Genomic DNA, 22,966 nt, shown 5'->3' with positions numbered 1-22,966 from the left:
TATCCACACCGGCGCGTGGTCCGAGCCGGGGCGCCCTGCGCTCCGCCGGGTCGGGGCCGATCGACGGGAGGCCGGGCTGGTGGGAGAGCTGGAACGGCGCTGCGCGCACTCGTCGACCGCAGCCACGGCCGGCGCGTCCAGCGGTACGACACCTGACTCCCCAGGCCGGTCCGCATGGCTCGCGACCGGGTACGAGGACGTCCGTGCGGCCCTCGCCGAAAGAACTTCGTGAGCCGGCGATGAGTTCCGCCCCTTCCCGCGGTCACCTATCCGAACGGAGCCGTAGGACAGGAGGGGCCCATGTCGCTTCCGGAGATCGCCTCCCGCGAGCAGTGGCGCGCGGCGCGCGCGGAACTGCTGGTCAAGGAGAAGGCCGTGACGCGCGCACGGGACGCGCTGGCCGCCGAGCGGCGCGGCCTGCCCATGGTGGAGGTCGACGAGGAGTACGTGTTCGAGGGCGGGGACGGCAAGGTCACCCTGCTCGACCTGTTCGAGGGGCGGCACCAGCTGGTCGTCTACCACTTCATGTTCGCGCCCGAGTGGGACGCCGGTTGCCGCAGTTGCTCCGGATTCCTGGACCAAATAGGGCATCTCGCTCATCTCGGGGCGCGCGGCACGTCGTTCGCGGCCGTGTCCCGGGCGCCGTACCCGAAGATCCTTCCGTTCAAGGCGCGGATGGGCTGGACGGTGCCCTGGTACTCGTCGCACGGCAGCGACTTCAACCGCGACTTCGAGGTGACCCTCGAACGCGAGGGCGAGCTCGTCGAGCGGCCCGGCCTGAGCTGCTTCCTGCGGGACCGCGACCGCGTCTTCCACACCTACTCGACGTACGAGCGCGGTCTCGACGGCCTCGGCTCGACCACCAGCCTGCTGGACCTCACGGCGCTGGGCAGGCAGGAGCGGTGGGAGGAGCCCGAGGGGCGGGCGTCGGCTCTCGGGGCGCCTGCGGGGAGCGAGCGGATCCGGTATCACGACGAGTACGACGACTGATACGGAAGGTGAACACATACGCCAAGAGGCTGAGAGGTTGGTCACACTTGGCGGTGAACGAGTGTCAACTACGTCTCAGAACCGTCACTTCGCGAGCCGTGCACCCCATCGTTGGCGTTTAACTCTACGAGTGCAGCGCTACATGGAGGTGCAGGGTGGTGAACGGGCGAACGGTGCTCGAGCGCTTTCCCGCCGGTGGGCCGCGTGGCTCCTGGCCGGCGGAGGAGTTCGCGCAGGCGCGGCGTCTGGAAGGCCTGCCTGCCGAGGTTGTCATGGACCTCGCGACGGACATGTTCCTGGTGATCGTGCGCAGCGGCGACGGCGCCGACGCCACCGCCTGACGGGCGGCCCGGGCAAGACCTCGTTCAGCCCGCCTTCGGCGCCGGCACCCTGTGGACGGGAGCGGGTGGTGTGACCGGCGCGGGCGGCTTGGTGAACTGCTCCGCCTGGAGCGCGTACAGCTCGGCGTAGAGGCCGCCGCTCGCCAGCAGCTCGTCCGGTGGCCCGGACTCCACGAGCCGGCCCTGGTCCAGGACGTGCACCAGGTCCGCGTGACGCACCGACGCCAGCCGGTGCGTGATCAGCACGACCGTCTGGCCGCTGTCGGCCAGGGCGCGGATCCGCTCGAAGACCTCCAGCTCGGCCCGGGCGTCCAGCGCCGCCGTCGGCTCGTCCACGATCAGGATGCTCCCCCTGCGGTACGCCGCGCGGGCGATGCCCAGCCGCTGCCACTGGCCCCCCGACAGTTCGTGCCCGCCGCTGAAGTTGCGGGCGAGCAGTGTGTCCAGCCCACGCGGCAGGTCGGCGACCACCGTCTGAGCCCCGGCCTCGGCGATCGACGTGGCCAGCCGCTCCTCGCACAGCGGCGCCGACGTGCGGCCCAGGGCGACGTTCACCCGGGCCGTGAAGGGCCACCGCTTGAAGTCCTGGGCCACCATCGCGATCCGCTCGGCCAGCCGGTGCCGGTCGGCGGTCGCCGCGTCCACGTCGTCCCACACGATCCGCCCGCGCTCCGGGGTGTAGAGCCCGGCGAGCAGTTTGACCAGGGTCGTCTTGCCGGAGCCGTTCTCACCGACCAGCGCCACGATCCGGCCCAGTGGGAGGGTGAGGGTCACGTCGGCGAGGGCGGGACGTGCGGACTCACCCGGATACCGGAAGGTGACGTTCTCGAAGCGGATCTCGCGCGGGTTCTCCGGCAGTGCCCGCCCTCCCACCGGGATCGCCCGCTGCGCCGCCTCCGTGTACAGCCGTTGCAGGTCGCCGACGAAGAGGGCCTCCTCGTGCAGCGCGTTGACCTCCACCACGAGCGTGTCGAGGCTCTGGGAGCCGGTGCGGATCGCGATCACGGCCGTACCCGCCACCGACAGGGCCATCGCCCCCGCCAGCAGCAGCCCGCCGAGCGTCGCGTACGTCGCCACCGTCGCCACGCCCGTCCACGCCGCGGCGATCAGGCCGGTGCGCGCGGCGAGCCGGGCGAGGCGCGCCTGCTCGGCCTCCGCCGTCTCGGACATCGCGCGGAAGTGCCGCAGCAGGAACCCGCCCACTCCGTGCACCCGGATCTCGGGCGCCGCCTCGGGCTCGATCAGCAGGCTGCCGAGCAGGCGGCCCGCGCGGGCGTGCTGCACCCAGGCGTGGAACGACTCGTAACGCCGCCGGGCCATGGTCAGGGCGCTCCACGCGCTCGGCAGCGTCATCGTCACCAGCAGCGGCAGGAGCGCCGCGTGCAGCACGTTCAGCACGCCGGCCGCCGCGACCAGCGAGACCATCGCGTTGATCACCCGCGTCCCGTACATGATCATCCGGCGGGCGGAGGCGGCTCCCTCCTGGGCGGTGTCCAGCAGCTTGTGGAAGGCGTGTTCCTCGATCGCGTCAGCTCGACGCGCGGCCCGCTCCAGGTAGAGCTCGTCGCCACGCGCTCCACCTTGGGCTCCAGCCGACCGGTGGCGTACGTGCTGGCGGCCCGCAGCAGTGCCGCGAGCAGCATCACGACGGCCACGGTGACCAGCGCCGGGACGGCACCGCGCAGCCGGTCCTCGATCGGACCGCCGCCCATCAGCCCGGCCAGCACGCTGTTGACCGCGAGCAGGCTCACCGCCTGCGCCACACCCCGGCCGGCCTCGGCGGCCAGGACGATCCGTGCGGCGCCCCGGTCGGCCTGCCGGGCGAGCCGCAGGCTGGACGCCAGCAGGGACGGCAGCCGGGCGATCATGGCCCGGAAGTTCAGCTCCAGGAACGCGTCGGCGTGCTGGTTCCAGCCCATGTCGTAGCGCAGCGGTCCGCCGAAGAGCAGCCGCTCCGACTCGGACACCTCCGGCGCGGTCCGCTTCTTCCCCACGGTCGACCGACCTCCCACCTCGTGCCCCGCCTTGTGAGGCGGACCACTATTGCGGGGGCGGAGCCCGTCCGGGCAGGGCGCAGCCCGGGGCGCCGGATGCGCGCGGGCGCACGACCTGACCGGGGGAGGTGTGGGGCGGCGCGGGGGTGTGGGGTGGTGCGGGGGTGTGGGTGTGCGCTTGGCTGCTCGACCGGGCTGTGCTGTTCGATCGGCTGGTGGTGCGCGTTCTGGCCCGTGTTGCCCGACCGGCCGAGGTGCTCCGCGGGTCGAGGGGTGCCGTACCGGCCCGTGCCGCCCGACCGGCCCGTGCTCGCCGGGTCCTACGCGCTGACCGGCCGCGACCAGGCCGGAGCTGTTCCCGTCACGCGGCACAGGGTCAGGTACAGCGGGATCGGCGGGGTGTACGGAAGCGTGCCGTCCGGGCGGTGGATCAGGTCGGGGAGCCGCGAGAGGTCCGGGACGACCGCGCCGGTGACGTAGTGGGCGGGGGCCGGCCATTCCAGGGCGTGGTCGGAGTCGGACGGCACCAGCCACCACCAGGTCGTGCCGTCGGCGTAGACGCAGCCCACGCGGGGCAGCCGGGGCATGACCAACGGGCCGAGACGGGCGGGTACGGCGACCGCGTCGCAGCCGAGCGGGGCGGTCATCCCCTCGGGCACCGGCAGGCGCAGCGCCTGGCCCGGGGTGCGCAGCCCGCGCTGGAGGCGGGCCAGGGTGTCGAGATTCAGGACGCGGCCGACGCGCCCGGGACTCATACGGGCCTCCGCTGCCCGCGCCGCCCCTGGGCCGGAACCTCGTCCATGCCCTTCGTATGGCGCGTCGGGTGCGCCTCGTCCCCGTCGCCCGGGCCGTCGGACGGACCCGGCTTCGGGCGGGCGCCCCAGCCGAGGTCGTTCCGGGGCTCCGGCGGCTCGTGCGGGGTGTCGGTCGTGCGCGGCAGCTCGGCCCAGACCAGCAGCCCGGGGCCGTGCTCATGGGCTCCCCAGGCGTCGCAGAGGGCGTCGACGAGAAGCAGTCCCCTCCCGTGCTCCTCCTCGGGCCGGGTGCGGCTGGCCGCGTGGGGCTGGCCCGGCGCGCAGCCCTCGTCACGCACGGCTATCCGCACCAGGTCGTCGCCGTCGTGCAGTTCGCACACTATGTGCGTGCTCGCCGTGTGCACGATGGCGTTGGTGACCAGCTCGGAGACCACCAGGGCCGCGCTGTCGCAGGTGTCCTCGCACACCGACCAGCCGGTCAGCCGGGCCCGCGTCAGGCGTCTGGCCTGTGCGGGGGAACCCGGATGTGCGGCCAGTTCGAAACGGAACCGGCGCCCGGCGGCGGCCCCCGCGGGGACTGCTTCCGTGGCGGCACCGAGGCCGTAAGGGCCTGCGGCGGCGTCTGTTCCTAAGGGCGCGGACGGAATCACGCTTGCCACTATCGCCCCGCCGTGAACACTTGGCAAGTGTCACTCTGAAAATTGCAGAGTGCTGTGTGACGGTCTGGAAGGCCGTGGCACACTGCTCGGAACAGCACCCCGCGCGGCGCCAGTTGAGACTGTCGAAGAACTGTTCGGAACATCTGTTCGGAAACTCGGCTCTTCGATCAGGGTCTTCGCATGGCGCCGCCGGGCTGTCAGCGTTCTTTTGTGGCCGGCTCGTCAGAACTCTTGGTGGAGGTGGAGCGTGAGTGAACCGCGGTCCGCGCCGACGGTCGGTCAGGTCGTCCTCGGTCGGCGCCTGTTGGACCTGCGGGAAAGCGCCGGGGTGAAGCGCGAGGAGGCCGCCCGCATCCTGCGTGTCGCCCCCGCCACCGTCCGCCGTATGGAGATGGCCGAGGTCGCGCTCAAAATCCCGTACCTGCAACTGCTCCTGAAGGCCTACGGAATCTCCGACGAGGAGGCCGACGCCTTCGTCCAGCTGGCCGAGGAGGCCAACAAGCCCGGCTGGTGGCAGCGTTTCCACGACATCCTGCCCGGCTGGTTCTCGATGTACGTGAGCCTGGAGGGCGCGGCCGACGTCATCCGGAGTTACGAGCCCCATTTCGTCCCCGGGCTGCTCCAGACCGAGGACTACGCGCGCGGAGTGCTCCGCTCGGGCGCCATAGGGCAGACCCGGCCCGCCGACATCGAGCGTCATGTCGCCCTGCGCATGCAGCGCCAGGAACTGCTCACCCGCAAGGACGCGCCCCGGCTGTGGGTCGTGATGGACGAGACCGCGCTGCGACGCCCGGTCGGCGGCCCGGAGGTGATGCGTGCCCAGATCGACAGACTGCTCGAGGCCGCGAAGCAGCCCAACGTGACGCTGCAGGTCGCCCCGTTCCAGGCCGGGCCGCACCCGGGTACGTACGGGCCGTTCGTGCTGTTCCGATTCGCCATGCCCGAACTGCCGGACATGGTCTACAGCGAGTACCTGACCGGCGCGGTCTATCTCGACGCGCGCGACGAGGTGGCGACCCACCTCGAGGTCATGGACCGCATGGCGGCGCAGGCCGCTACGGCACATCGCACGAAGGAGATCCTCCGGGATCTCCGCAAGGAGCTCTGAATGGACCGCATCAAGCCGCGCAAACAGGTCTACAACGGCATGCCCGCGCGTGACTTGGGCAGCGAAGGCTGGCACAAGCCGTGGAGCGGTGGGAACGGCGGGAACTGCCTGGAGGCGATGAAGCTCGCCGACGGCCGGATAGCCGTCCGTCAGTCCACCGACCCGGACGGCCCGGCGCTGATCTACACCACCGCCGAGATGACGGCCTTCATCGAGGGGGCCAAGGCGGGGGAGGCGGACTTCCTGCTGTCCTGACGTGCTTGCCGTCGTTCACGTTCAACTTCCGTACGCTGGTGCTGAATTGACCGTCCCTTGCCCCTTACGGAGTGCCTCATGACCGGGCAGAACCCCACCTCGGCCGCCCAGATCGACACGACCAGACCCCATCCCGCGCGGATGTACGACTGGTACCTCGGCGGCAAGGACAACTACCCGGTCGACGAGGAGATGGGCCGGCAGATGCTCACCCTCGACCCGCGGGTGCCGGTCATGGCCCGGGTCAACCGCGCGTTCATGCACCGGGCCACCCGCTGGCTGGCCCAGAACGGCGTACGGCAGTTCCTGGACGTCGGCACCGGCATTCCGACCGAGCCCAACCTGCACCAGGTCGCCCAGGGCATCGCTCCCGACGCCCGGGTCGTCTACTGCGACAACGACCCCATCGTGCTGGCCCACGCGGCGGCCCTGCTGCGCGGCACGGACGAGGGGGCCACCGAGTACCTCCAGGCCGACGTGCGCGACCCGGACGCCGTCCTGGAAGGCGCGAAGAAGGTCCTGGACCTCACCCGGCCCGTCGCGCTGTCGCTCGTGGCCCTGCTGCACTTCGTCTCCGACGAGGACGGCGCCCACGACCTGGTCCGACGCCTGCTCGCCGCACTGCCCTCCGGCAGCTACCTGGTGGTCACCCACGCCACCGCCGACTTCACGCCGGAGGAGTCGAAGGCGGCCACCGACAAGCTGCGCGCCGCCGGTGTCACCCTGGCCCTGCGCTCCCGCGAGGAGTTCACCCGCTTCTTCGACGGCCTCGACCTCGTCGAGCCCGGCATCGAGGTGCCCCACCGCTGGCACCCCGAACTGGGCGAGCCGGTGCCCGGCCAGGACGACGGGGTGATCCCGGGGTACGGGGCGGTGGCGCGCAAGCCGTAGGGCCCCGAGGGCTTCCCGGTCGGGCTCCGGGCCGGTCAGGGCGGTGGCAGTGCTCGGCACAGCGCCTCCAGGGCCGGCCCGTACGCATGCTCGGAGGCAGTCGCGTACCCCACGACCAGACCGTCGCCCGCCGCCATGTCCGTGGCCGGGTGCCGGAACACGGCGAGGCCGTCGAGGGAGACGCCCTGCCAGACGGCGGCCTTGACCGTGGACGCCTCGGTGCCGGGCGGCAGCCGCAGCACCGCGTGCAGACCGGCCGCGACACCGGTGACCTCGATGTGCGGCGCGTGCGCGGCGAGCGCCGCGACCAGCCGGTCCCGGCGGCCCCGGTACCGCTGCCGCATACGCCGTACATGACGGTCGTACGCCCCGGAGGCGACGAAGTCGGCGAGGCACAGCTGGTCGAGGACGCTCGCCCACGCCTCCCGTTCCCCCTTGGCGGCCAGGGCGGCGCCGACGTACCGCTCCGGAAGCACCATCCAGCCCAGTCGCACCGCCGGTGACAGGCTCTTGCTGACCGAGCCGATGTGGATCACATGCTCGGGGTCGAGTCCCTGCACCGCGCCGACCGGCTTGCGGTCGTAGCGGAACTCCCCGTCGTAGTCGTCCTCCAGAACCAGCCCGCCACGCGCGCGTGCCCAGTCGATCACGGCCGCCCGGCGCGCGGGATGCAGCGGCCCGCCGGTCGGGAACTGGTGCGCCGGCGTGAGCAGCACGGCCCGCTCGCGGCCCAACCGGTCGACCCGGGCGCCGTGTTCGTCGAGAGGGAGCGGCACGGTCCGCACACCGGCGGCGGCGAGGACCTCCCGGTGGAACCCGAGTCCGTACGCCTCCACCGCCAGGGGCCCGCGCAGGACGCCACCTCCGAACAGCAGCCGCAGCGCGTGCGCGAAACCGGAGCAGATCACGATCCTGCCCGGCTCGGTCCGCACGCCACGCGCGCGTGCCAGATACTCCGTGAGCGCCTCCCGTAGTTCCGCCCGGCCGGCAGGGTCACCGGGGCCGAACACCTCGTTGGGGGCCTGCTGGAGGGCCCTTCGGTAGGAGGCGAGCCAGGCGGTGCGCGGGAACGCCGAGGCGTCCGGCGTGCCCTGCCTCAGGTCGTGCCGGGGGCCCCGCGCGCGTGGCGGGGCCTTCCGGGGCACGCGCGCGGCCGGCCGCGGCGGTTCGGCGCTCCCCCATTGCCTGAAGGGCATGGGTGGTACCCCCATCGCGACCCGGGTGCCCGAGCCCTGGCGTGCCGTGAGCCAGCCCTCCGCGACGAGTTCCGCGTACGCGTCGGCCACCGTGTTGCGGGCGACCCCGAGGTCGGCCGCGAGTGACCGGTACGGCGGCAGCCGCGTGCCCGGAGCGAGCCGCCCGCTGCGTACGGCCTCGCGCAGGGCACGGATCAGCGCCGCACGCCGACCGCCCGGCCCGGTCAGCTCCAGATGGAGGTCGGCCCCGATCCGCTCCGCGGAATTGACCCACGAATCAGCCATGGAAATGCACCCTACCGGGGGTCTTTCGGGCCCGTAGGTTGAAGGACATGACGACGAACACGAACACGACGACGAACACGACCCCGGTGCAGGGGAGGGCGCCCCGGCTGGAGTTCGCGAAGTCTTCCCCGAAGGCCTTCCGGGCCCTCGTCGCCTTCGACGCCGCCGCCCGTGAGGGCCTCGACCCGGCCCTCGTCGAACTGATCCAGATCCGCGCCTCGCACCTCAACCACTGCGCGTACTGCCTCCACATGCACACCAACGACGCCCGCAAGGCCGGTGAGAGCGAGGACCGGCTGCACATGGTCGCCGTGTGGCGTGAGGCCCGCCACTTCTTCACCGAGCGGGAGCAGGCGGCCCTGGCGCTCACGGAGGCGATGACCCTCGTGGCCGACGCGGGCGTCCCGGACGACGTCTACGCACAGGCCGCGTCCCACTTCGAGGAGCGGGAACTGGCCCAGGTCCTCGCCCTGATCTGCACGATCAACACGTGGAACCGGGTGGCGCTGTCGACCGGGAAGGTCGCGGGCACGGACGAGCGGTGACGTTCCGGTGGCCCGACGTCCGGTGGCTCGATGTCCGGTGGTCCGGTGGTCCGGTGGCTTCAGGGGCGGGCGGCCGGGGGCCTGAGGGCCAGCGCGCTACACCGCCATGGGCCGGTCGTACGGCCCGATCGGAGTCGGCAGTCTCGAACTGCCCGTCAGGTGGTGGTCGACGGCGGCCGCCACCGCCCGCCCCTCGGCGATCGCCCAGACGATGAGCGACTGGCCACGGCCGGCGTCCCCCGCGGCGAAGACGCCCGGCACATTCGTGGCGAAGCCGGGGTCACGCGCGATCGTGCCGCGGGGATCCATGTCCAGTCCCAGCTGGTCGACGAGCCCGTCCTCCCGGTCAGGGCCGGTGAAGCCGAGGGCGAGCAGCACGAGATCGGCGGGGAGCGTCCGCCCGGTGCCGTCCACCGGGCGGCGCCGCGCATCCACCTCGACCAGGTGCAGCGAGCGCACATGCCCCTCCCTGTCACCGTCGAGGCGCAGCGTGGACGCCGCGAACAGCCGCGCGTCCGCGTCCGCGACCGGAGCCGTCCGCAGGTCACCGGCCTCCTCGTGGGCGGCGGACAGCCGGTAGACCCGCACCGGGTACGTCGGCCAGGGCTCGGTGTCCTCGTCGCGCTGCGCGCCGGGCAGCGCGTAGATGTCCAGCTGGGTCACGGATGCGGCGCCCTCCCGGACGGCCGTGCCCAGGCAGTCGGCCCCGGTGTCGCCGCCGCCGATGATGACGACGTGCCGGCCGGCTGCCGACAGCGGGGACGTCTCCAGATCGCCCTGGCGCACACGGTTGGAGAGCGGGAGGTACTCCATCGCCTGGTGAACACCCGTCAGATCCCGCCCCGGCACGGGCAGTTCACGCCAGGCCCTCGCCCCCGTGGCGATCACCACGGCGTCGTAGCGACTCTTCAGTTCGGCGGCCCCGACGTCCCGTCCGACCACCGTCGACGTACGGAACTTGGTCCCCTCGTCCAGCATCTGCTCCAGCCGCCGCTCCAGGTGGTGCTTCTCCATCTTGAACTCGGGGATGCCGTACCGCATCAGCCCGCCGGGCCGGTCGTCCCTCTCGTACACGGCGACCGTGTGCCCGACCCGGGTGAGCTGCTGGGCCGCGGCCAGTCCGGCGGGCCCCGAACCGATGACCGCGACCGTCTTGCCCGACAGCCGCTCCGGCGGCCGCGGCGGCGCGAAGCCCTCCTCCCAGGCCCGGTCAGCGATCGCGCACTCGACGTTCTTGATGGTGACGGCCGGCTGGTTGATCGCCAGCACGCATCCCGCCTCGCACGGCGCCGGGCACAACCGGCCGGTGAACTCGGGGAAGTTGTTGGTCGCGTGCAGCCGGTCGGCCGCCGCCCGCCAGTCCTCCCTGGAGACCAGGTCGTTCCACTCGGGGATCAGGTTGCCCAGCGGGCAGGCCTCGTGACAGAAGGGGATGCCGCAGTCCATGCAGCGGTCGGCCTGCTTGCTGATGATCGGCAACAGCGCCCCGGGCACATAGACCTCGTTCCAGTCGCGCACCCGCTCCTCGACGGGCCTGCGCGGCCACTCCTGGCGCGGGGTGGTCATGAAACCCTTGGGATCGCCCATGGCCGTCTTCCTTGCGTGCGCGTGTCGCAGGGCGTGCGTCGCCGGGCGGCACTCCTGCGGCCACGATACGTCCGCGGCGGCCCGCCCGCAGGGCAGCGGACAGCACGTTCTCGCAGGCTGGGGGCGTCAGGTGAGCGCCAGCAGGTACGCCACCGCCGCCCCGGCCGAGGCGGCCGTGCGGACGTGGTTCCACATCGTCCACTCGCGCACGTACACCGGCCAGTACGCGGCCGCCTCCGACGTGCCCGGATCCAGCCTCAGCAGCGCGTCGTTGCGCGGCACGTTCGCGACCATGGTGAGCCCGAACGAGCCGAACAGGTACAGCGCGCTGCCCACCAGCAGCTCCACCGTCCCCTCGTCCGGCCACAGCACGAACGTCACCACGGCGATCACCGCGCACACCAGGGCCGATCCGAGGAACACCACCATGAAGGGCGGTGCCACCGCCGCCACGTTGATCGCGTTCATCGCCGCCACCCCCTGCGCGGGCGGCAGCGTGGCGAGGCCCCGCATGACGAAGGTCGAGAAGCCGCAGAACACCCCCGCCACCAGACCGGTCCCCAGCACACCCAGCACCGTCAGCACGAAGTACGGTCCGTCGATCATGTCAGCCTCTCCCACCCGTCGAGCCGGGATCCTGCCCGGCACCCTTCCTCACCACAAGTGAATTGCCGTACGAGCACGGTGACCATGGCCGAGCGGCGCGGGGGCATGCGCGAACGTCGCGGACTCGCCGATCGGCCCTGACTGGGGCCCGACAGCCCGACCGGTGCGCGTGCCCACCGTACGGCGGCCGGCCACGCCGGTGCGGCGACCTGCCGAGGAGCAGCGCGGCCGGCTCCCGCACGCCGGGGTCCTCGCAGGTCACCCCGCGGAACCGAGCCCCTCCACCGCCCACCCCCTCAGCACCGCCTCCACCACCGGCGCGATCCGCCGCCGCGCCTCGTACCGCGGCACGCCGCTCATCAGCAGCCGGTCGTACGGCGTGTCCAGATGCCGTACGGACGCCACGACCGCCGAGGTCACGGCCCCCTCGGTCAACGCCCGCCCCGCCGCGCTGCGCCCCACCCTTCCGCTGCCCCGCTCCGCGGCGTGCGCGGCGACGGCCTGCGCCCGCGCGTCCGGGCACCCGGGAAACAGCCGCCGTATCTCCGCCGCGAACGCCTGGACGAACAGCTCGTCCCGGACCGCCCGCCGCCGCGCGTCCCGCACCCGGCGCCGCCGCCGCGCCTCGGCGTCCGCGAGACACCGCTGCTCGGCCCTGGCGAGCGCCGCCTCCTCCACCAGAACGCCCTGCCGTTCGTAACGGCTCCTGCGCCGGTTGAACCGCACGACCACCGCCGACAGCCCGCTCTCCTCCCGCGATCTGCGCGTCAGCGCGGTGTCGCCGCGCGGCACGAACACCAGATGCGCGAGGTCGGCGCAGTCGAGGCACCGCGGGGCACCGTCCTCCAGGACGAGCAGCGGCAGCGGCCCTCGCCGGCACTCGGCGCAGTGCCGCCTTTTGAGAGGCTGGAAGGCGAGAAGTCCGGTGTGGGGCGGGAGCGTCGCGCGGGGGACCATGAGTGGTTCATTCCCCTGCGGACCGTGACCGGCACGCCCTGCCAGGGCCTGACGCATCATGGGCCTGTGCGACTCGAAGCGATCACCTGGGACCGGCTCGGCGACCTGCTCGCCGAGCGTCTGCTCGACCTGAAGCCCGCCGACGGCAGCCCCTGGCCGCGCATCGCCTTCGACGGCGCCCCGGCCGCGCGCCCGGGGGACCTCGCCCGGCGTGTCTCCGAGGCCCTGCGCATACGCGGCCGCTCCTCGCTCGTCGTCGGCACGGAGGGCTTCCTGCGTCCCGCCTCCGTGCGACTGGAGTACGGCCACCGGGACGTGGAGTCCTACTACAGCGGCTGGTACGACACCGGCGCGCTGTGGCGCGAGGTGTTCGGCCCGCTCGAAGCCGGCGGCGACGGCAGCGTCCTGCCCGACCTGTGGGACCCGGCCGCCGACCGGGCCACCCGCAGCCCCAAAGTCCGGCTCCCGCCCGGCGGCATGCTGTTGCTGCACGGGCCCTTCCTGCTCCGGCACTGGTTCCCCCTCGATCTGAGCGTTCACGTCGCGCTCTCCCCGGGCGCCCTGCGCCGCCGCACACCCGAGGCCGAGCACTGGACCCTCCCGGCCTTCGAGCGCTACGAGCGGGAGAGCGACCCGGCGGGCGCGGCCGACGTCCTGGTACGGGCCGACGATCCGCGTCATCCGGCGTGGGGCGGCTGAGCCGACGCCGGGCCGGCGCGGGACGCCGTGGCGTGTGCGAGAGCCGGGCCGCGCGGCGAGAATGAAGGGCGTCGGGACTCGCGGTGCGTCCCGTGCCGCGCCGGCCGTCCGGCACCGGGAGGTACCTCATGACCACCGCCGGAGACATCATGCACCGCGGCGCCCAGTGGATCCCCGCCCACGAGACCCTGGACCGCGCCGCCCAGCTCATGCGCGAGCTGAACGTCGGGGCCCTGCCCATCAGCGACGAGAACGAGCGGCTCTGCGGCATCCTCACCGATCGCGACATCGTCGTCGGCTGCGTCGCCATGGGCCACGACCCGGCCAGGGTCACCGCGGGTGAGATGGCCAAGGGCACCCCCCGCTGGATCGACGCGAACGCCGAGGTCGGCGAGGTCCTCCGCGAGATGCGGGAGCACCAGATCCGCCGGCTGCCCGTGATCCAGGACAAGCGCCTGGTCGGCATGATCAGCGAGGCCGACCTGGCCCGGCACCTGGCGGACGACCAGATCGCCTCCTGGGCCGGGAGCGTCTACGCCCGGACCGTTCCGGGCTGACGCCTCGGGCCGCCCCAGGATCGGCCCGCGATCACTCCTTGATCACCCCGCAGGTCCCGGTCGTCGTCAGAGCCAGCCGCTGCGCCGGAAGCCCCGGTACAGCACCAGGCACGCGACGGATATGACGCCGATGACCATGCCGTAGCCGTATCGCCAGTGCAGCTCCGGCATGTGGTCGAAGTTCATGCCGTACACCCCGCAGACCATGGTGGGCACCGCGATGATCGCGGCCCACGCCGTGATCTTCCGCATGTCCTCGTTCTGCGCGACCGTGACCTGCGCGAGGTGCGCCTGGAGGATGGAGTTGAGCAGCTCGTCGAAGGCGGCGATCTGCTCCTTCGCGCGCAGCAGATGGTCCGAGACGTCGCGGAAGTAGGCCTGTATCTCCGGGTCGACCGCCCGGATCGGCCGGGTGGCGAGATCCTCCAGCGGCCGGCTGAGCGGCACCACCGCCCGCTTCAGCTCCAGGAGTTCACGCTTGAGCTGGTAGATGCGTCCCGGATCCGCGCGTGCGCCGGTCTCCGCGAACACGTCCGTCTCGACCTGGTCGATGTCCTCCTGGACCGAGTCCGTGACGGTCAGGTAGTCGTCCACCACATGGTCGGCGATGGCGTGCAGCACCGCGGACGGGCCCTTGGCCAGCTGATGGGGATCGGACTCCAGCTCCTCGCGCAGCGGACCCAGGGAGCCGTGCCGGCCGTGCCGCACCGTGATCACGAAGTCGTGGCCGACGAAGACCATGATCTCGCCGGTGTTCACCACCTCGCTGGTGGCCGTGAGTTCCTCGTGCTCGACGTAGCAGACCGTCTTGAACACCGCGAACAGCGTCTCTCCGTACCGCTCCAGTTTGGGGCGCTGGTGGGCCTCCACGGCGTCCTCGACGGCCAGCGGGTGCAGGTCGAAGAGTTCGGCGATGCCCGCGAACTCCTGGTCGGTCGGCTCGTGCAGGCCGAGCCAGACGAAGCCCTCCCGGCCCTTGCGCACCTGCTCCACTACGTCCACCAGGTCGCCGCGCGCAGGGGTGCGGACACCGTCCCGGTACGTCACGCAGTTGACCACCGAGGAGCCCAGCGGGGAGCGGGCCGGGTGACTCAGGTCGACACGCGGGCGCCGCCGGGCCAGCCGAGCCACCTTGCGGAGGCCGCCGACCCCACCGAGGGTCGTGACCTTCCGCAGATTCCCTGCCATGGACATCCGGATCTCCTTGCGTGGCTCTCCTCGCGCCGTTCCCGCGCCTTGGCGGCAGTCTGCCAGGCCGACGTGAGCTGCGGGTAAGCCTGTGGAAACGGCTCGTTCCGCTTTGTTCCCGGCTGTGGACGATGTATCGGCGCGACGAGGACATCGACACGGCGAAGGCATCGACACGGCGAGTACATCGGCACGAGTGAAGACATCGACGCGTGTCGGGACCGTGCGGTTCTGCGTCCCGGAGCGTCGACCATCACGGACAAGTGGGGCAACTGGGATGATCGCGGCATGACGCGAACCGATGGGTACCTCCTCGACAACCGGCAGACCGAGGCGGCAGAGCACTTCAGCGCCTTCGCCGCTCTCTTCGACCCGACGACGTTCCAGCATCTCGAAGCACTCGGCGTCGGATCCGGCTGGCGGTGCTGGGAGGTCGGTGCCGGCGGCATCTCCGTGGTGTCCTGGCTGGCGAAGAAGGTCGGCCCGACCGGCCGCGTCGTCGCGACCGACGCCGACCCCGCCCGGCTCTTCCCGGCCCCCCGGCCGCCCGTCCGGATGCTCGTGCACGACCTGGTCGCTCAGGAGCCACCGGGGGACGGCTTCGACCTGGTGCACGCACGCCTTGCGCTCGTCCACGTGCCTGACCGGGAACGGGCGCTGCGGACCATGGTCAAGGCGCTGCGCCCCGGCGGCCGCCTCCTCGTCGAGGACGCCGACCCCGCCCTCCAGCCCCTGCTCTGCCCCGACGAGTGCGGCTCCGAACAACAGCTCGCGAACCGGCTGCGGCAGGGCTTCCGCCGACTGCTCGCCGACCGCGGGACCGAGCTCCCCTCCGGCCGTACCCTCCCACGCCTGCTGCGGGAGGCCGGCCTGACCCGCGTGCAGGCCGACGCCTACTTCCCCATCGCCTCGCCGGCCTGTGCCGCCCTGGAGTCCCTCACGATCCGCCAGATCCGCGACCAGCTGGTCGCCGCGGGACTCGCCACGGACCAGGACATCAACCGCCACCTCACGAACGTCACCTCCGGTGTCCTCGATCTGACGACGGCTCCGATGATCTCGGCGTGGGGGCGGAAACCGTAGCGGTGCGGGGTGCGAGACATCAGCCGGGCCGGGGTGGTCTGCCGCCCACGTGTTCCACCGCCCTCGCGCCCGCCCGGCAGCCCTCCTCCGCCGCCTCCTCCGGGTCGGCGCCCGCGAGCAGGGCGGCGAGGAAGGCGCCGGTGAAGGCGTCACCGGCGCCCGTGGTGTCCCGTGGCGTCGCCGGTACGGCGGGAACGCGCGCGGACACCGTTCCCGAGCGGGCCACGAGGGCTCCTTCGTGGCCCTGCTTGGCGACCACCAGCGGAACGCGCAGGCTCAGCTCGGCAGCCGCCTCGGCCGCGTCGGTGAGCCCGGTCAGCAGGCACGCCTCGTCCCGGCTGGGCAGCAGGAGGTCCACCCCCTCGACGAGCGCGAGGAAACGCTCGGCGCCCAGCTCCCCGAGGAATCCGGCCGACGCCGGGTCCAGGCTCACCGGCACGCCCCGTGCGCGTGCGGCCTTCAGCGCCACCGCCACCAGGGCCCGACTCGGTTCCGAGAACAGGAGATAGCCCGACAGGTGCAACCGGACCGCCCCGTCGAGCAGCGCGTCCGACCAGTCGGCCGGTTCGAACCGCAGCGCCGCCCCGCTGTCGGTGAGGAACGTCCGCTCCGCCGAAGCACCCCCGTCGACCAGACAGATCACCGTGCCGGTCGGCGCCACCGGGTCGACGACGAGCCGCGGCCGCACACCGTGGGCCAGCAGCTCGCGCTCGTGCCAGGCGGCGGCCTCCGCCCCCACGCGCCCGAGCAGTCGCACCTCCGCCGCACCCCGGTCCGCGGCCCAGCACGCCACGTTGGCACCCGCCCCACCCGGAAGCGTCCGGATCGAGGCGGGCGTGTCCGTACCGGCCGCGAGCGGACCCCGGTGCCGTGCCACGACGTCCGTGACGACGTCCCCGACGACCAGCAGCGCCCCGGCCTCGGTCCCGGCCCCGGCCCCGGCCCCGGTCCCGGCCCCGGTCCCGGTCATCCCCGGGACCAGGCCGCCGCGATCCGCGCCGCCAGGCGCACGTTGCCACGGACCGCCGCCAGGTTGGCGCTCAGGGAGGCCCCGTCGGTGTGCCGTACCAGGTGGTCGAGCAGGAACGGGGTGACCGCCTGGCCGGTGATCCCCTCCGCCTCGCACGCGTGCAGCGCGTCCGCGAGCACCCGCGCGTGCAGCTCCGGATCGAGCTGCTCCTCCTCGGGGACGGGGTTGGCGACGATCAGCGCCGACTCCGGCCCCGCGAGCGCGTCCTGGGCGCGCATGACGCCCGCCACCTGCTCCGGCGAATCCAGTGTCCAGTCCACCGGATGCCCCGAGTCGGACAGGTAGAAGCCGGGGAACCGCCCGGTGCCGTACCCGGCCACCGCGACACCCAGCGTCTCCAGCCGCTGGAGCGTCGCCGGCACGTCCAGGATCGACTTCACCCCGGCACACACCACGGTGATCCGGGTCCGCGCCAGCAGACCGAGGTCGGCCGACTCGTCCTGGGTCACCGTCCACTCCCGGTGCACCCCGCCGACCCCGCCCGTCGCGAACACCCGCACGCCCGCCAGCGCCGCCAGCAGGGCGGTCGCCGACACCGTGGTCGCCCCGCTCGCCCCGGCGGCCACCGCGAGCGGCAGGTCCCGGTGGCCCAGCTTGCGGATCCCGTCCTCGTTCGCGACCCGTTCCAGCTGCTCCTTGTCCAGGCCGACATGAGGCCGGCCGTCCAGCACGGCGATCGTCGCGGGCACCGCGCCCTCCTGCCGCACGGCCGTCTCCAGCTCCAGCGCCACCTGGAGGTTGCGCGGGCGAGGCAGCCCGTGGGCGATGATCGTGGACTCCAGGGCCACCACGGGCCGACGCGCGTCGATCGCCTCCCGCACTTCTTCTGAAACCACCAGCACCACGCGCCTGCCTCCTGTCAGTCGGTCAGTCGGTCTTCCCTCATCTCTGGCGGGCGGCGCGCCGGGCCAAACCCTTGCGGGCCGTCGGAGGCGTCACGAGCCTGGGGGTATGACGGACCACACCACACGTCTTGACCACGTCGTCCTCTGGGTGCGCGACCCGGTCGCCGCCGCCGACTTCTACGAGAAGGCCGTCGGCATGGAGACGGTCAGGCTCACCGAGTTCGCCGCGGGGCAGGTGCCGTTCCCCTCCGTGCGCGTCAACGACGAGACCATCATCGACCTGATGCCGCGGACCTTCGCGGAACGCATGACGATGCTGCCCGGTGCCGCCGACAGCGCGGGCCACCCCGTCAACCACGTCTGCCTGTCGCTGCCCCGCGGGGACTTCGACGCCCTCCTGAGCCGTCTCGAGCAACGCTCCGTGCCGGTGTCGGACCTCTCGTACGACTCCTTCGGAGCCCGGGGCAAGGCCACGCGCAGCTTCTACTTCCGCGACCCGGACGGCAACGTCTTCGAGGCACGGCACTACGACTGACCTGACCGGGCCCGTGGCCTCAGAAGAGAGGCTCGGGCAGCACCCCTTCCAGGGCGAGCAGCTTCCGCTTGGTCTCCAGGCCGCCCCCGAAGCCGCCGATGCCGCCTCCGCTCTCGACGACCCGGTGACACGGCACCACCACCGGCAGCGGGTTGGCGCCCATCGCCGTGCCCACGGCCTGGGCGGCTCCCGGCTGCCCGACCCGCCCGGCCAGGTCGCCGTACCCGACGACGGTGCCGTACGGCACACCCGTGGCCAGTTCGCGCAGGACCTCGCGGTTGAAGCCGGAGATGAGCGACCAGTCCAGCGGCAGGTCGAAATCGCGGCGCCGACCCGCGAAGTACGCCTCGACCTGACGTATCGCCTCGGCCAGCAGTGGGGCGCCGGGCGCCTCGACGGGCTCGGTGCCGAACCGCGACGCCAGCCGCTCCACCGCCCGGTCCCGCACCGCGTCCGTGGCGTGGAACACGACGTTGACCAGGCCGTCCCGACTCGCGGCCAGCAGCAACGGCCCGATTCCGCTCTCGACGACCGCCCACACGACCCGCGGCTCGACCTGCCCCTGACTGTCCATGCGCCCACGGTACGACCCGCCACTGACAACGCCCGGCGTCCGAGGCCTCACCGGAGGGATCGACCGCCGACGGCCTCCCGCACCACGTCCGGCTTGTTCGTGATGATCCCGTCGACGCCGTACCGGGCGACCCGCCGGGCCGTCGCCGCGTCGTCCACCGTCCAGGTGAAGACCTCCATCGGAGTGCCGTGCGGCCCGTCGAACGCCTGGACGGAGGAGACGTACGCCGTGGAGAGGGTGCTGTAGGAGGGATTGATCTGGTCGGCGAAGCCGGCGTACTCCGGCAGATCCCTCACCGACGGTGTGCCGAGCAGGCCGGTCTTCACGCCGGGCTTCAGCTCGTGCACCGCTCGCACGCTGGCGGCGCTGAAACTCTGCACGACCAGCCGGTCCGCCAGGTGCGACCGGTCGAGCCAACCCTCGTTGCTGAGGACCTTCAGCGTCTGCTGCTCGATGCCCGGATACAGCTCCGGGTTCTTGACCTCCAGGAGCAGCTTCTGGTGATGCCGCTCGACACGGTGCACGAACTGCTTCAGCGTCGGCACGCGCGCACCCGCGTACGCGGGAGCGAACCAGCTGCCCGCGTCGAGACGGGCGATCTCGGCGGCGGTGAAGTCCTTCACCTTCCAGGGAGCCCGGCCGGGGAACACCTCCTCGGCGTCGGTGGTGCGCCGCAGGTTGTCGTCGTGGACCACGACGAGCTCACCGTCACTGGTCCGCTGGACGTCGTTCTCCACCCAGCCGATGCCCAGCTCGGCCGCCTTGTCCACGGCGGCCAGCGTGTTCTCGGGGGCGTACGCCGAGCCACCGCGGTGCGCGACGACCAGCGGTGCCGTGCCGTCGTCGGCCGCTGCCGCGGGGGAGACGGGGAAGAGGAGGCCGGCGGTCCCCAGGAGTGCGGTGGTGGAGGCGGCAACAGCGCGCGCGTGCATGCGTACTCCTCACGTCGAGCGATCACGTCACAGACAGCTCAACTGTGACAGCAGAGGGTCAACGCGAGAGGGGTACAGGATGGCCACAGCTTGAACGCAGATGACCCAACTCCGCTCACCGGTGCCGCACAACTGGGGCAAGGCCGTGTTTCTTTGCCGGAAAGTCGTTCGACCATTCCGGTGGGGGTCATACTCTCTGCGTCAACCCTGACCGTTGTGCGGTCCTGGGAGGGGGCGCACATCAGGAATTCCGGGACGCAAAGGGCGGGAAGGGCAGCCGCGCATGCAGGGCACGGTCGACGGATTCAGCTACGGCCTGGTCACACCCCTGGTGGCCTACTTCATGGCCTGCCTGGGCGGCGCCCTGGGGTTGCGCTGCACCACCAGATCCATGCTCGTCGCCCAGTCCTGGCGCTCCGGCTGGCTCGCCCTGGGCTCGGCCGCCATCGGCTCCGGCATATGGACCATGCACTTCGTCGCGATGATGGGGTTCACGGTCAGAGGGACCCCGATCCACTACGACAAGGCGATGACCTTCGCGAGCCTCGCCGTCGCGATCGTGATGGTGGGCATCGGGATCTTCATCGTCGGCTACAGGGGAGCCCGGGGAACGGCCCTGTTCACCGGGGGCACCATCACCGGCCTGGGCATCGCCTCGATGCACTACCTGGGCATGGCCAGCATGCGCCTGGACGGGAAGCTCGAGTACAACACGCTCACCGTCGGCATCTCCGTCGCCATCGCCATGGGCGCCGCCACCGCCGCGCTGTGGGCGGCCGGCCAGGTCAGGGGATTCCTGTGGAGCGTCGGCGCCAGCCTCGTCATGGGGCTCGCCGTCACCGGCATGCACTACACCGGCATGGCGGCCCTCGACGTCCACGTGCACGGCACATCCGCGCCCGCCACGGGCGAGTCGCCCGCCTCCCTGCTCGCGCCCATGCTGATCGGCCCGCTCTCCTTCCTCCTCCTCGCGGGCGCCGTGGTGATGTTCGACCCACTGATGGTCATGGGCAAGCCCACCGTCGCCCCCGTCGAGCACAAGCCCGGCATCCCGGCCCACACCCACAGCGCCGCCCACCACAACCCGCGCCGCCTGCGGTTCCGCCCCCGCCGCCCCGTGGCGCACCGAGGCTCCCGCACCCCGCAGAACCGCTGATCGGAGCCCATTGTCAGTGCGGGGTCGTACCGTGGATTGCATGCGGCCCGTTTCCCAGATCGAACGCACGGTGGCGCCCATCGAGGTCGTCAGCCCCTACCAGCCGAACGGCGACCAGCCGGCGGCCATCGCCGAGCTCGCCCGGCGCATCCAGGCAGGCGAGAAGGACGTCGTCCTCCTCGGCGCGACCGGCACCGGCAAGTCCGCCACCACCGCGTGGATGATCGAGAAGCTCCAGCGCCCCACGCTCGTGATGGCGCCGAACAAGACGCTGGCCGCACAGCTGGCGAACGAGTTCCGCGAGCTGCTCCCGAACAACGCCGTCGAGTACTTCGTCTCGTACTACGACTACTACCAGCCCGAGGCCTACGTCCCGCAGTCGGACACCTACATCGAGAAGGACTCCTCGATCAACGAGGAGGTCGAGCGCCTGCGCCACTCCGCGACCAACTCGCTGCTCACCCGCCGCGACGTCGTCGTGGTCGCCTCGGTCTCCTGCATCTACGGCCTCGGCACCCCGCAGGAGTACGTGGACCGCATGGTCCCCCTCAAGGTCGGCGAGGAGATCGACCGCGACGAGCTGCTGCGCCGCTTCGTGGACATCCAGTACACACGTAACGACATGGCGTTCACCCGCGGCACCTTCCGCGTCCGCGGCGACACCATCGAGATCTTCCCGGTCTACGAGGAGCTGGCCGTCCGCATCGAGATGTTCGGCGACGAGATCGAGGCGCTGTCCACCCTGCACCCGATCACCGGCGAGATCATCAGCGACGACGAGCAGCTGTACGTCTTCCCGGCCTCCCACTACGTCGCCGGCCCCGAGCGCATGGAGCGGGCGGTCAACGACATCGAGAAGGAGCTCGGCGAGCGACTCTCGGAGCTGGAGAAGCAGGGCAAGCTCCTGGAGGCCCAGCGCCTCAGGATGCGCACCACGTACGACATCGAGATGCTCCGCCAGATCGGCACCTGCTCCGGCGTGGAGAACTACTCGATGCACTTCGACGGCCGCCTGCCCGGCTCCCCGCCCAACACCCTGCTGGACTACTTCCCGGACGACTTCCTGCTCGTCATCGACGAGTCCCACGTCACCGTCCCGCAGATCGGCGCCATGTACGAGGGCGACGCCTCCCGCAAGCGCACCCTCGTCGACCACGGCTTCCGGCTGCCCTCGGCCCTGGACAACCGCCCCCTGAAGTGGGAGGAGTTCCAGGGGCGCATCGGGCAGACGGTCTACCTGTCGGCGACCCCGGGGAACTACGAGATGTCCCGCTCGGACGGCGTCGTCGAGCAGATCATCCGCCCCACCGGCCTCGTCGACCCGGAAGTCGTCGTCAAGCCCACCGAGGGCCAGATCGACGACCTGGTGCACGAGATCCGGCAGCGCACCGAGAAGGACGAGCGCGTCCTGGTCACCACACTCACCAAGAAGATGGCCGAGGACCTCACGGACTACTTCCTGGAGCTCGGTATCCAGGTGCGCTACCTGCACAGCGACGTCGACACCCTGCGCCGTGTCGAACTCCTCCGCGAGCTGCGCGCCGGCGAGTACGACGTGCTGGTCGGCATCAACCTCCTGCGGGAGGGCCTGGACCTGCCCGAGGTGTCCCTCGTGGCGATCCTGGACGCCGACAAGGAGGGCTTCCTGCGCTCGGGCACCTCCCTGATCCAGACCATCGGCCGTGCCGCGCGCAACGTCTCCGGCCAGGTCCACATGTACGCCGACAAGATCACCCCGGCGATGGAGAAGGCCATCGAGGAGACCAACCGGCGCCGGGAGAAGCAGATCGCGTACAACACGGAGCAGGGCATCGACCCCCAGCCCCTCCGCAAGAAGATCAACGACATCGTCGCCCAGATCGCCCGCGAGGACGTCGACACCGAGCAGCTGCTCGGCACGGGCTACCGCAAGGGCCGGAAGGACGGCGGGGGCACCAAGGCACCCGTGCCGTCCCTCGGCGGCAAGGCGGCCGAGGCCGGCAAGTCCGCCAAGGGCAAGGGCAGGTCCAAGGAGACGGTGCCGACCGACCGCCCCGCGGCCGAACTCGCCGAACAGATCGAGGAGCTCACCACGCGCATGCGGGCCGCCGCCGCGGAGCTCCAGTTCGAGATCGCGGCCCGGCTGCGCGACGAGGTCTCCGAGATGAAGAAGGAACTGCGCCAGATGAAGGAGGCCGGACTGGCCTGACAGCGCACCC

General features: G+C 71.9%; 23 protein-coding genes and 1 pseudogene. 12 read left to right on the top strand and 12 right to left on the bottom strand.

Annotated features, from left to right (window positions below; all coding sequences use genetic code 11):
- Nucleotides 1-300: 300 nt before the first annotated feature.
- Both SSQG_RS09450 and SSQG_RS09445 read left to right on the top strand, forming a co-directional pair.
- Nucleotides 301-990, top strand: coding sequence for a DUF899 domain-containing protein (locus SSQG_RS09450; protein ID WP_003989512.1), 690 nt, complete (start codon nt 301-303; stop codon nt 988-990).
- A 158-nt stretch (nt 991-1,148) separates the two neighbouring features.
- Nucleotides 1,149-1,331, top strand: coding sequence for a hypothetical protein (locus tag SSQG_RS09445; RefSeq protein WP_003989511.1), 183 nt, complete (start codon nt 1,149-1,151; stop codon nt 1,329-1,331).
- A 24-nt stretch (nt 1,332-1,355) separates the two neighbouring features.
- On the opposite strand, the pseudogene SSQG_RS09440 reads toward SSQG_RS09445, so the two are convergent.
- The 3 genes and pseudogenes from SSQG_RS09440 to SSQG_RS09430 form a co-directional block, all read right to left on the bottom strand.
- Nucleotides 1,356-3,325, bottom strand: a pseudogene (locus tag SSQG_RS09440) (ABC transporter ATP-binding protein).
- 320 nt (nt 3,326-3,645) lie between these two features.
- Entirely contained in the window at nt 3,646-4,080 is a 435-nt protein-coding gene (locus SSQG_RS09435; RefSeq protein WP_003989509.1) for a hypothetical protein, read from the bottom strand.
- Nucleotides 4,077-4,739 carry an ATP-binding protein gene (locus SSQG_RS09430; RefSeq protein WP_086025073.1) on the bottom strand — a complete coding sequence of 221 codons (663 nt, stop codon included), beginning with the start codon at nt 4,737-4,739 and terminating at the stop codon, nt 4,077-4,079. Before SSQG_RS09430 ends, SSQG_RS09435 begins: the two co-directional genes overlap by 4 nt.
- A gap of 247 nt (nt 4,740-4,986) precedes the next feature.
- On the opposite strand from SSQG_RS09430, the gene SSQG_RS09425 reads away from it, so the two are divergent.
- The 3 genes from SSQG_RS09425 to SSQG_RS09415 all read left to right on the top strand — a co-directional run bounded on the left by SSQG_RS09425 (nt 4,987) and on the right by SSQG_RS09415 (nt 6,993).
- Nucleotides 4,987-5,847 carry a helix-turn-helix domain-containing protein gene (locus SSQG_RS09425; protein WP_003989507.1) on the top strand — a complete coding sequence of 287 codons (861 nt, stop codon included), beginning with the start codon at nt 4,987-4,989 and terminating at the stop codon, nt 5,845-5,847.
- The gene (locus SSQG_RS09420) at nt 5,848-6,102 is read left to right on the top strand and encodes a DUF397 domain-containing protein (RefSeq protein ID WP_003989506.1); all 255 of its coding nucleotides are present in this window, start codon (nt 5,848-5,850) and stop codon (nt 6,100-6,102) included. It abuts the gene before it with no gap.
- A 78-nt stretch (nt 6,103-6,180) separates the two neighbouring features.
- The gene (locus SSQG_RS09415; RefSeq protein WP_003989505.1) at nt 6,181-6,993 is read left to right on the top strand and encodes an SAM-dependent methyltransferase; all 813 of its coding nucleotides are present in this window, start codon (nt 6,181-6,183) and stop codon (nt 6,991-6,993) included.
- Nucleotides 6,994-7,028: 35 nt separating this feature from the next.
- Here the strand turns inward: SSQG_RS09415 and SSQG_RS09410 are convergent, their stop codons facing one another.
- A complete protein-coding gene (locus tag SSQG_RS09410) occupies nt 7,029-8,474 on the bottom strand; it encodes a PLP-dependent aminotransferase family protein (protein ID WP_003989504.1) in 1,446 nt (481 codons plus the stop codon).
- 47 nt (nt 8,475-8,521) lie between these two features.
- Here SSQG_RS09410 and SSQG_RS09405 point away from each other — a divergent pair, with 47 nt between their 5' ends.
- The gene (locus SSQG_RS09405; protein ID WP_003989503.1) at nt 8,522-9,019 is read left to right on the top strand and encodes a carboxymuconolactone decarboxylase family protein; all 498 of its coding nucleotides are present in this window, start codon (nt 8,522-8,524) and stop codon (nt 9,017-9,019) included.
- A 96-nt stretch (nt 9,020-9,115) separates the two neighbouring features.
- On the opposite strand, the gene SSQG_RS09400 is transcribed toward SSQG_RS09405, so the two are convergent.
- From SSQG_RS09400 to SSQG_RS09390, 3 genes are all read right to left on the bottom strand, one after another.
- A complete protein-coding gene (locus SSQG_RS09400; protein WP_003989502.1) occupies nt 9,116-10,606 on the bottom strand; it encodes a glutamate synthase subunit beta in 1,491 nt (496 codons plus the stop codon).
- A gap of 126 nt (nt 10,607-10,732) precedes the next feature.
- The gene (locus tag SSQG_RS09395) at nt 10,733-11,212 is read right to left on the bottom strand and encodes a DUF1772 domain-containing protein (protein ID WP_003989501.1); all 480 of its coding nucleotides are present in this window, start codon (nt 11,210-11,212) and stop codon (nt 10,733-10,735) included.
- Nucleotides 11,213-11,470: 258 nt separating this feature from the next.
- Nucleotides 11,471-12,169 carry a DUF2293 domain-containing protein gene (locus tag SSQG_RS09390; protein ID WP_039932220.1) on the bottom strand — a complete coding sequence of 233 codons (699 nt, stop codon included), beginning with the start codon at nt 12,167-12,169 and terminating at the stop codon, nt 11,471-11,473.
- 66 nt (nt 12,170-12,235) lie between these two features.
- Between SSQG_RS09390 and SSQG_RS09385 the strand changes: the two genes are divergently transcribed.
- Nucleotides 12,236-12,868, top strand: a complete 633-nt coding sequence (locus SSQG_RS09385; RefSeq protein ID WP_003989499.1) for a hypothetical protein — start codon at nt 12,236-12,238, stop codon at nt 12,866-12,868.
- Nucleotides 12,869-12,996: 128 nt separating this feature from the next.
- On the top strand, nt 12,997-13,425 hold the full coding sequence (locus SSQG_RS09380; protein ID WP_039932219.1) for a CBS domain-containing protein: 429 nt from the start codon (nt 12,997-12,999) through the stop codon (nt 13,423-13,425).
- Nucleotides 13,426-13,491: 66 nt separating this feature from the next.
- Here SSQG_RS09380 and SSQG_RS09375 read toward each other — a convergent pair whose 3' ends face one another.
- Nucleotides 13,492-14,619 (bottom strand): magnesium and cobalt transport protein CorA, encoded by a 1,128-nt coding sequence (locus SSQG_RS09375; RefSeq protein WP_039932218.1) that lies wholly within the window; start codon nt 14,617-14,619, stop codon nt 13,492-13,494.
- Between the two features lie 282 nt (nt 14,620-14,901).
- Here SSQG_RS09375 and SSQG_RS09370 point away from each other — a divergent pair, with 282 nt between their 5' ends.
- Complete coding sequence (locus SSQG_RS09370; RefSeq protein ID WP_003989496.1) at nt 14,902-15,696, top strand: methyltransferase domain-containing protein; 795 nt, start codon at nt 14,902-14,904, stop codon at nt 15,694-15,696.
- A gap of 19 nt (nt 15,697-15,715) precedes the next feature.
- On the opposite strand, the gene SSQG_RS09365 is transcribed toward SSQG_RS09370, so the two are convergent.
- Together SSQG_RS09365 and SSQG_RS09360 are read right to left on the bottom strand one after the other, a co-directional pair.
- The gene (locus SSQG_RS09365; RefSeq protein ID WP_003989495.1) at nt 15,716-16,666 is read right to left on the bottom strand and encodes a carbohydrate kinase family protein; all 951 of its coding nucleotides are present in this window, start codon (nt 16,664-16,666) and stop codon (nt 15,716-15,718) included.
- Entirely contained in the window at nt 16,663-17,571 is a 909-nt protein-coding gene (locus SSQG_RS09360; protein WP_039932215.1) for a pseudouridine-5'-phosphate glycosidase, read from the bottom strand. Before SSQG_RS09360 ends, SSQG_RS09365 begins: the two co-directional genes overlap by 4 nt.
- Nucleotides 17,572-17,677: 106 nt before the next feature.
- Between SSQG_RS09360 and SSQG_RS09355 the strand changes: the two genes are divergently transcribed.
- Nucleotides 17,678-18,106, top strand: a complete 429-nt coding sequence (locus SSQG_RS09355) for a VOC family protein (protein WP_003989493.1) — start codon at nt 17,678-17,680, stop codon at nt 18,104-18,106.
- A gap of 19 nt (nt 18,107-18,125) precedes the next feature.
- Here the strand turns inward: SSQG_RS09355 and SSQG_RS09350 are convergent, their stop codons facing one another.
- Nucleotides 18,126-18,680, bottom strand: a complete 555-nt coding sequence (locus SSQG_RS09350) for a methylated-DNA--[protein]-cysteine S-methyltransferase (RefSeq protein WP_003989492.1) — start codon at nt 18,678-18,680, stop codon at nt 18,126-18,128.
- 47 nt (nt 18,681-18,727) lie between these two features.
- Nucleotides 18,728-19,612, bottom strand: a complete 885-nt coding sequence (locus tag SSQG_RS09345) for a glycerophosphodiester phosphodiesterase (RefSeq protein ID WP_003989491.1) — start codon at nt 19,610-19,612, stop codon at nt 18,728-18,730.
- 283 nt (nt 19,613-19,895) lie between these two features.
- Here SSQG_RS09345 and SSQG_RS09340 point away from each other — a divergent pair, with 283 nt between their 5' ends.
- Nucleotides 19,896-20,768, top strand: a complete 873-nt coding sequence (locus SSQG_RS09340; RefSeq protein WP_003989490.1) for an MHYT domain-containing protein — start codon at nt 19,896-19,898, stop codon at nt 20,766-20,768.
- A 40-nt stretch (nt 20,769-20,808) separates the two neighbouring features.
- The gene (gene uvrB / locus SSQG_RS09335; RefSeq protein ID WP_003989489.1) at nt 20,809-22,956 is read left to right on the top strand and encodes an excinuclease ABC subunit UvrB; all 2,148 of its coding nucleotides are present in this window, start codon (nt 20,809-20,811) and stop codon (nt 22,954-22,956) included.
- Nucleotides 22,957-22,966: the final 10 nt, after the last annotated feature.

The organism is Streptomyces viridochromogenes DSM 40736, from assembly GCF_000158955.1.
Lineage (GTDB): Bacteria > Actinomycetota > Actinomycetes > Streptomycetales > Streptomycetaceae > Streptomyces > Streptomyces venetus.
The sequence above is the reverse complement of the archived record's forward strand: the minus strand, read 5'-3'. Positions and strand labels throughout refer to the sequence as shown.

Excerpts from the sequence above, each read along its gene's own strand:
- SSQG_RS09420 (WP_003989506.1), top strand. The coding sequence starts at position 5,848 with ATGGACCGCATCAAGCCGCGCAAACAGGTCTACAACGGCATGCCCGCG.
- SSQG_RS09370 (WP_003989496.1), top strand. The coding sequence starts at position 14,902 with ATGACGCGAACCGATGGGTACCTCCTCGACAACCGGCAGACCGAGGCG.
- SSQG_RS09380 (WP_039932219.1), top strand. The coding sequence starts at position 12,997 with ATGACCACCGCCGGAGACATCATGCACCGCGGCGCCCAGTGGATCCCC.
- SSQG_RS09415 (WP_003989505.1), top strand. The coding sequence starts at position 6,181 with ATGACCGGGCAGAACCCCACCTCGGCCGCCCAGATCGACACGACCAGA.
- SSQG_RS09435 (WP_003989509.1), bottom strand. The coding sequence starts at position 4,080 with ATGAGTCCCGGGCGCGTCGGCCGCGTCCTGAATCTCGACACCCTGGCC.
- uvrB (WP_003989489.1), top strand. The coding sequence starts at position 20,809 with ATGCGGCCCGTTTCCCAGATCGAACGCACGGTGGCGCCCATCGAGGTC.
- SSQG_RS09400 (WP_003989502.1), bottom strand. The coding sequence starts at position 10,606 with ATGGGCGATCCCAAGGGTTTCATGACCACCCCGCGCCAGGAGTGGCCG.
- SSQG_RS09390 (WP_039932220.1), bottom strand. The coding sequence starts at position 12,169 with ATGGTCCCCCGCGCGACGCTCCCGCCCCACACCGGACTTCTCGCCTTC.
- SSQG_RS09340 (WP_003989490.1), top strand. The coding sequence starts at position 19,896 with ATGCAGGGCACGGTCGACGGATTCAGCTACGGCCTGGTCACACCCCTG.
- SSQG_RS09395 (WP_003989501.1), bottom strand. The coding sequence starts at position 11,212 with ATGATCGACGGACCGTACTTCGTGCTGACGGTGCTGGGTGTGCTGGGG.
- SSQG_RS09345 (WP_003989491.1), bottom strand. The coding sequence starts at position 19,612 with ATGCACGCGCGCGCTGTTGCCGCCTCCACCACCGCACTCCTGGGGACC.
- SSQG_RS09355 (WP_003989493.1), top strand. The coding sequence starts at position 17,678 with ATGACGGACCACACCACACGTCTTGACCACGTCGTCCTCTGGGTGCGC.
- SSQG_RS09410 (WP_003989504.1), bottom strand. The coding sequence starts at position 8,474 with ATGGCTGATTCGTGGGTCAATTCCGCGGAGCGGATCGGGGCCGACCTC.
- SSQG_RS09450 (WP_003989512.1), top strand. The coding sequence starts at position 301 with ATGTCGCTTCCGGAGATCGCCTCCCGCGAGCAGTGGCGCGCGGCGCGC.
- SSQG_RS09350 (WP_003989492.1), bottom strand. The coding sequence starts at position 18,680 with ATGGACAGTCAGGGGCAGGTCGAGCCGCGGGTCGTGTGGGCGGTCGTC.
- SSQG_RS09365 (WP_003989495.1), bottom strand. The coding sequence starts at position 16,666 with ATGACCGGGACCGGGGCCGGGACCGGGGCCGGGGCCGGGGCCGGGACC.
- SSQG_RS09405 (WP_003989503.1), top strand. The coding sequence starts at position 8,522 with ATGACGACGAACACGAACACGACGACGAACACGACCCCGGTGCAGGGG.
- SSQG_RS09375 (WP_039932218.1), bottom strand. The coding sequence starts at position 14,619 with ATGTCCATGGCAGGGAATCTGCGGAAGGTCACGACCCTCGGTGGGGTC.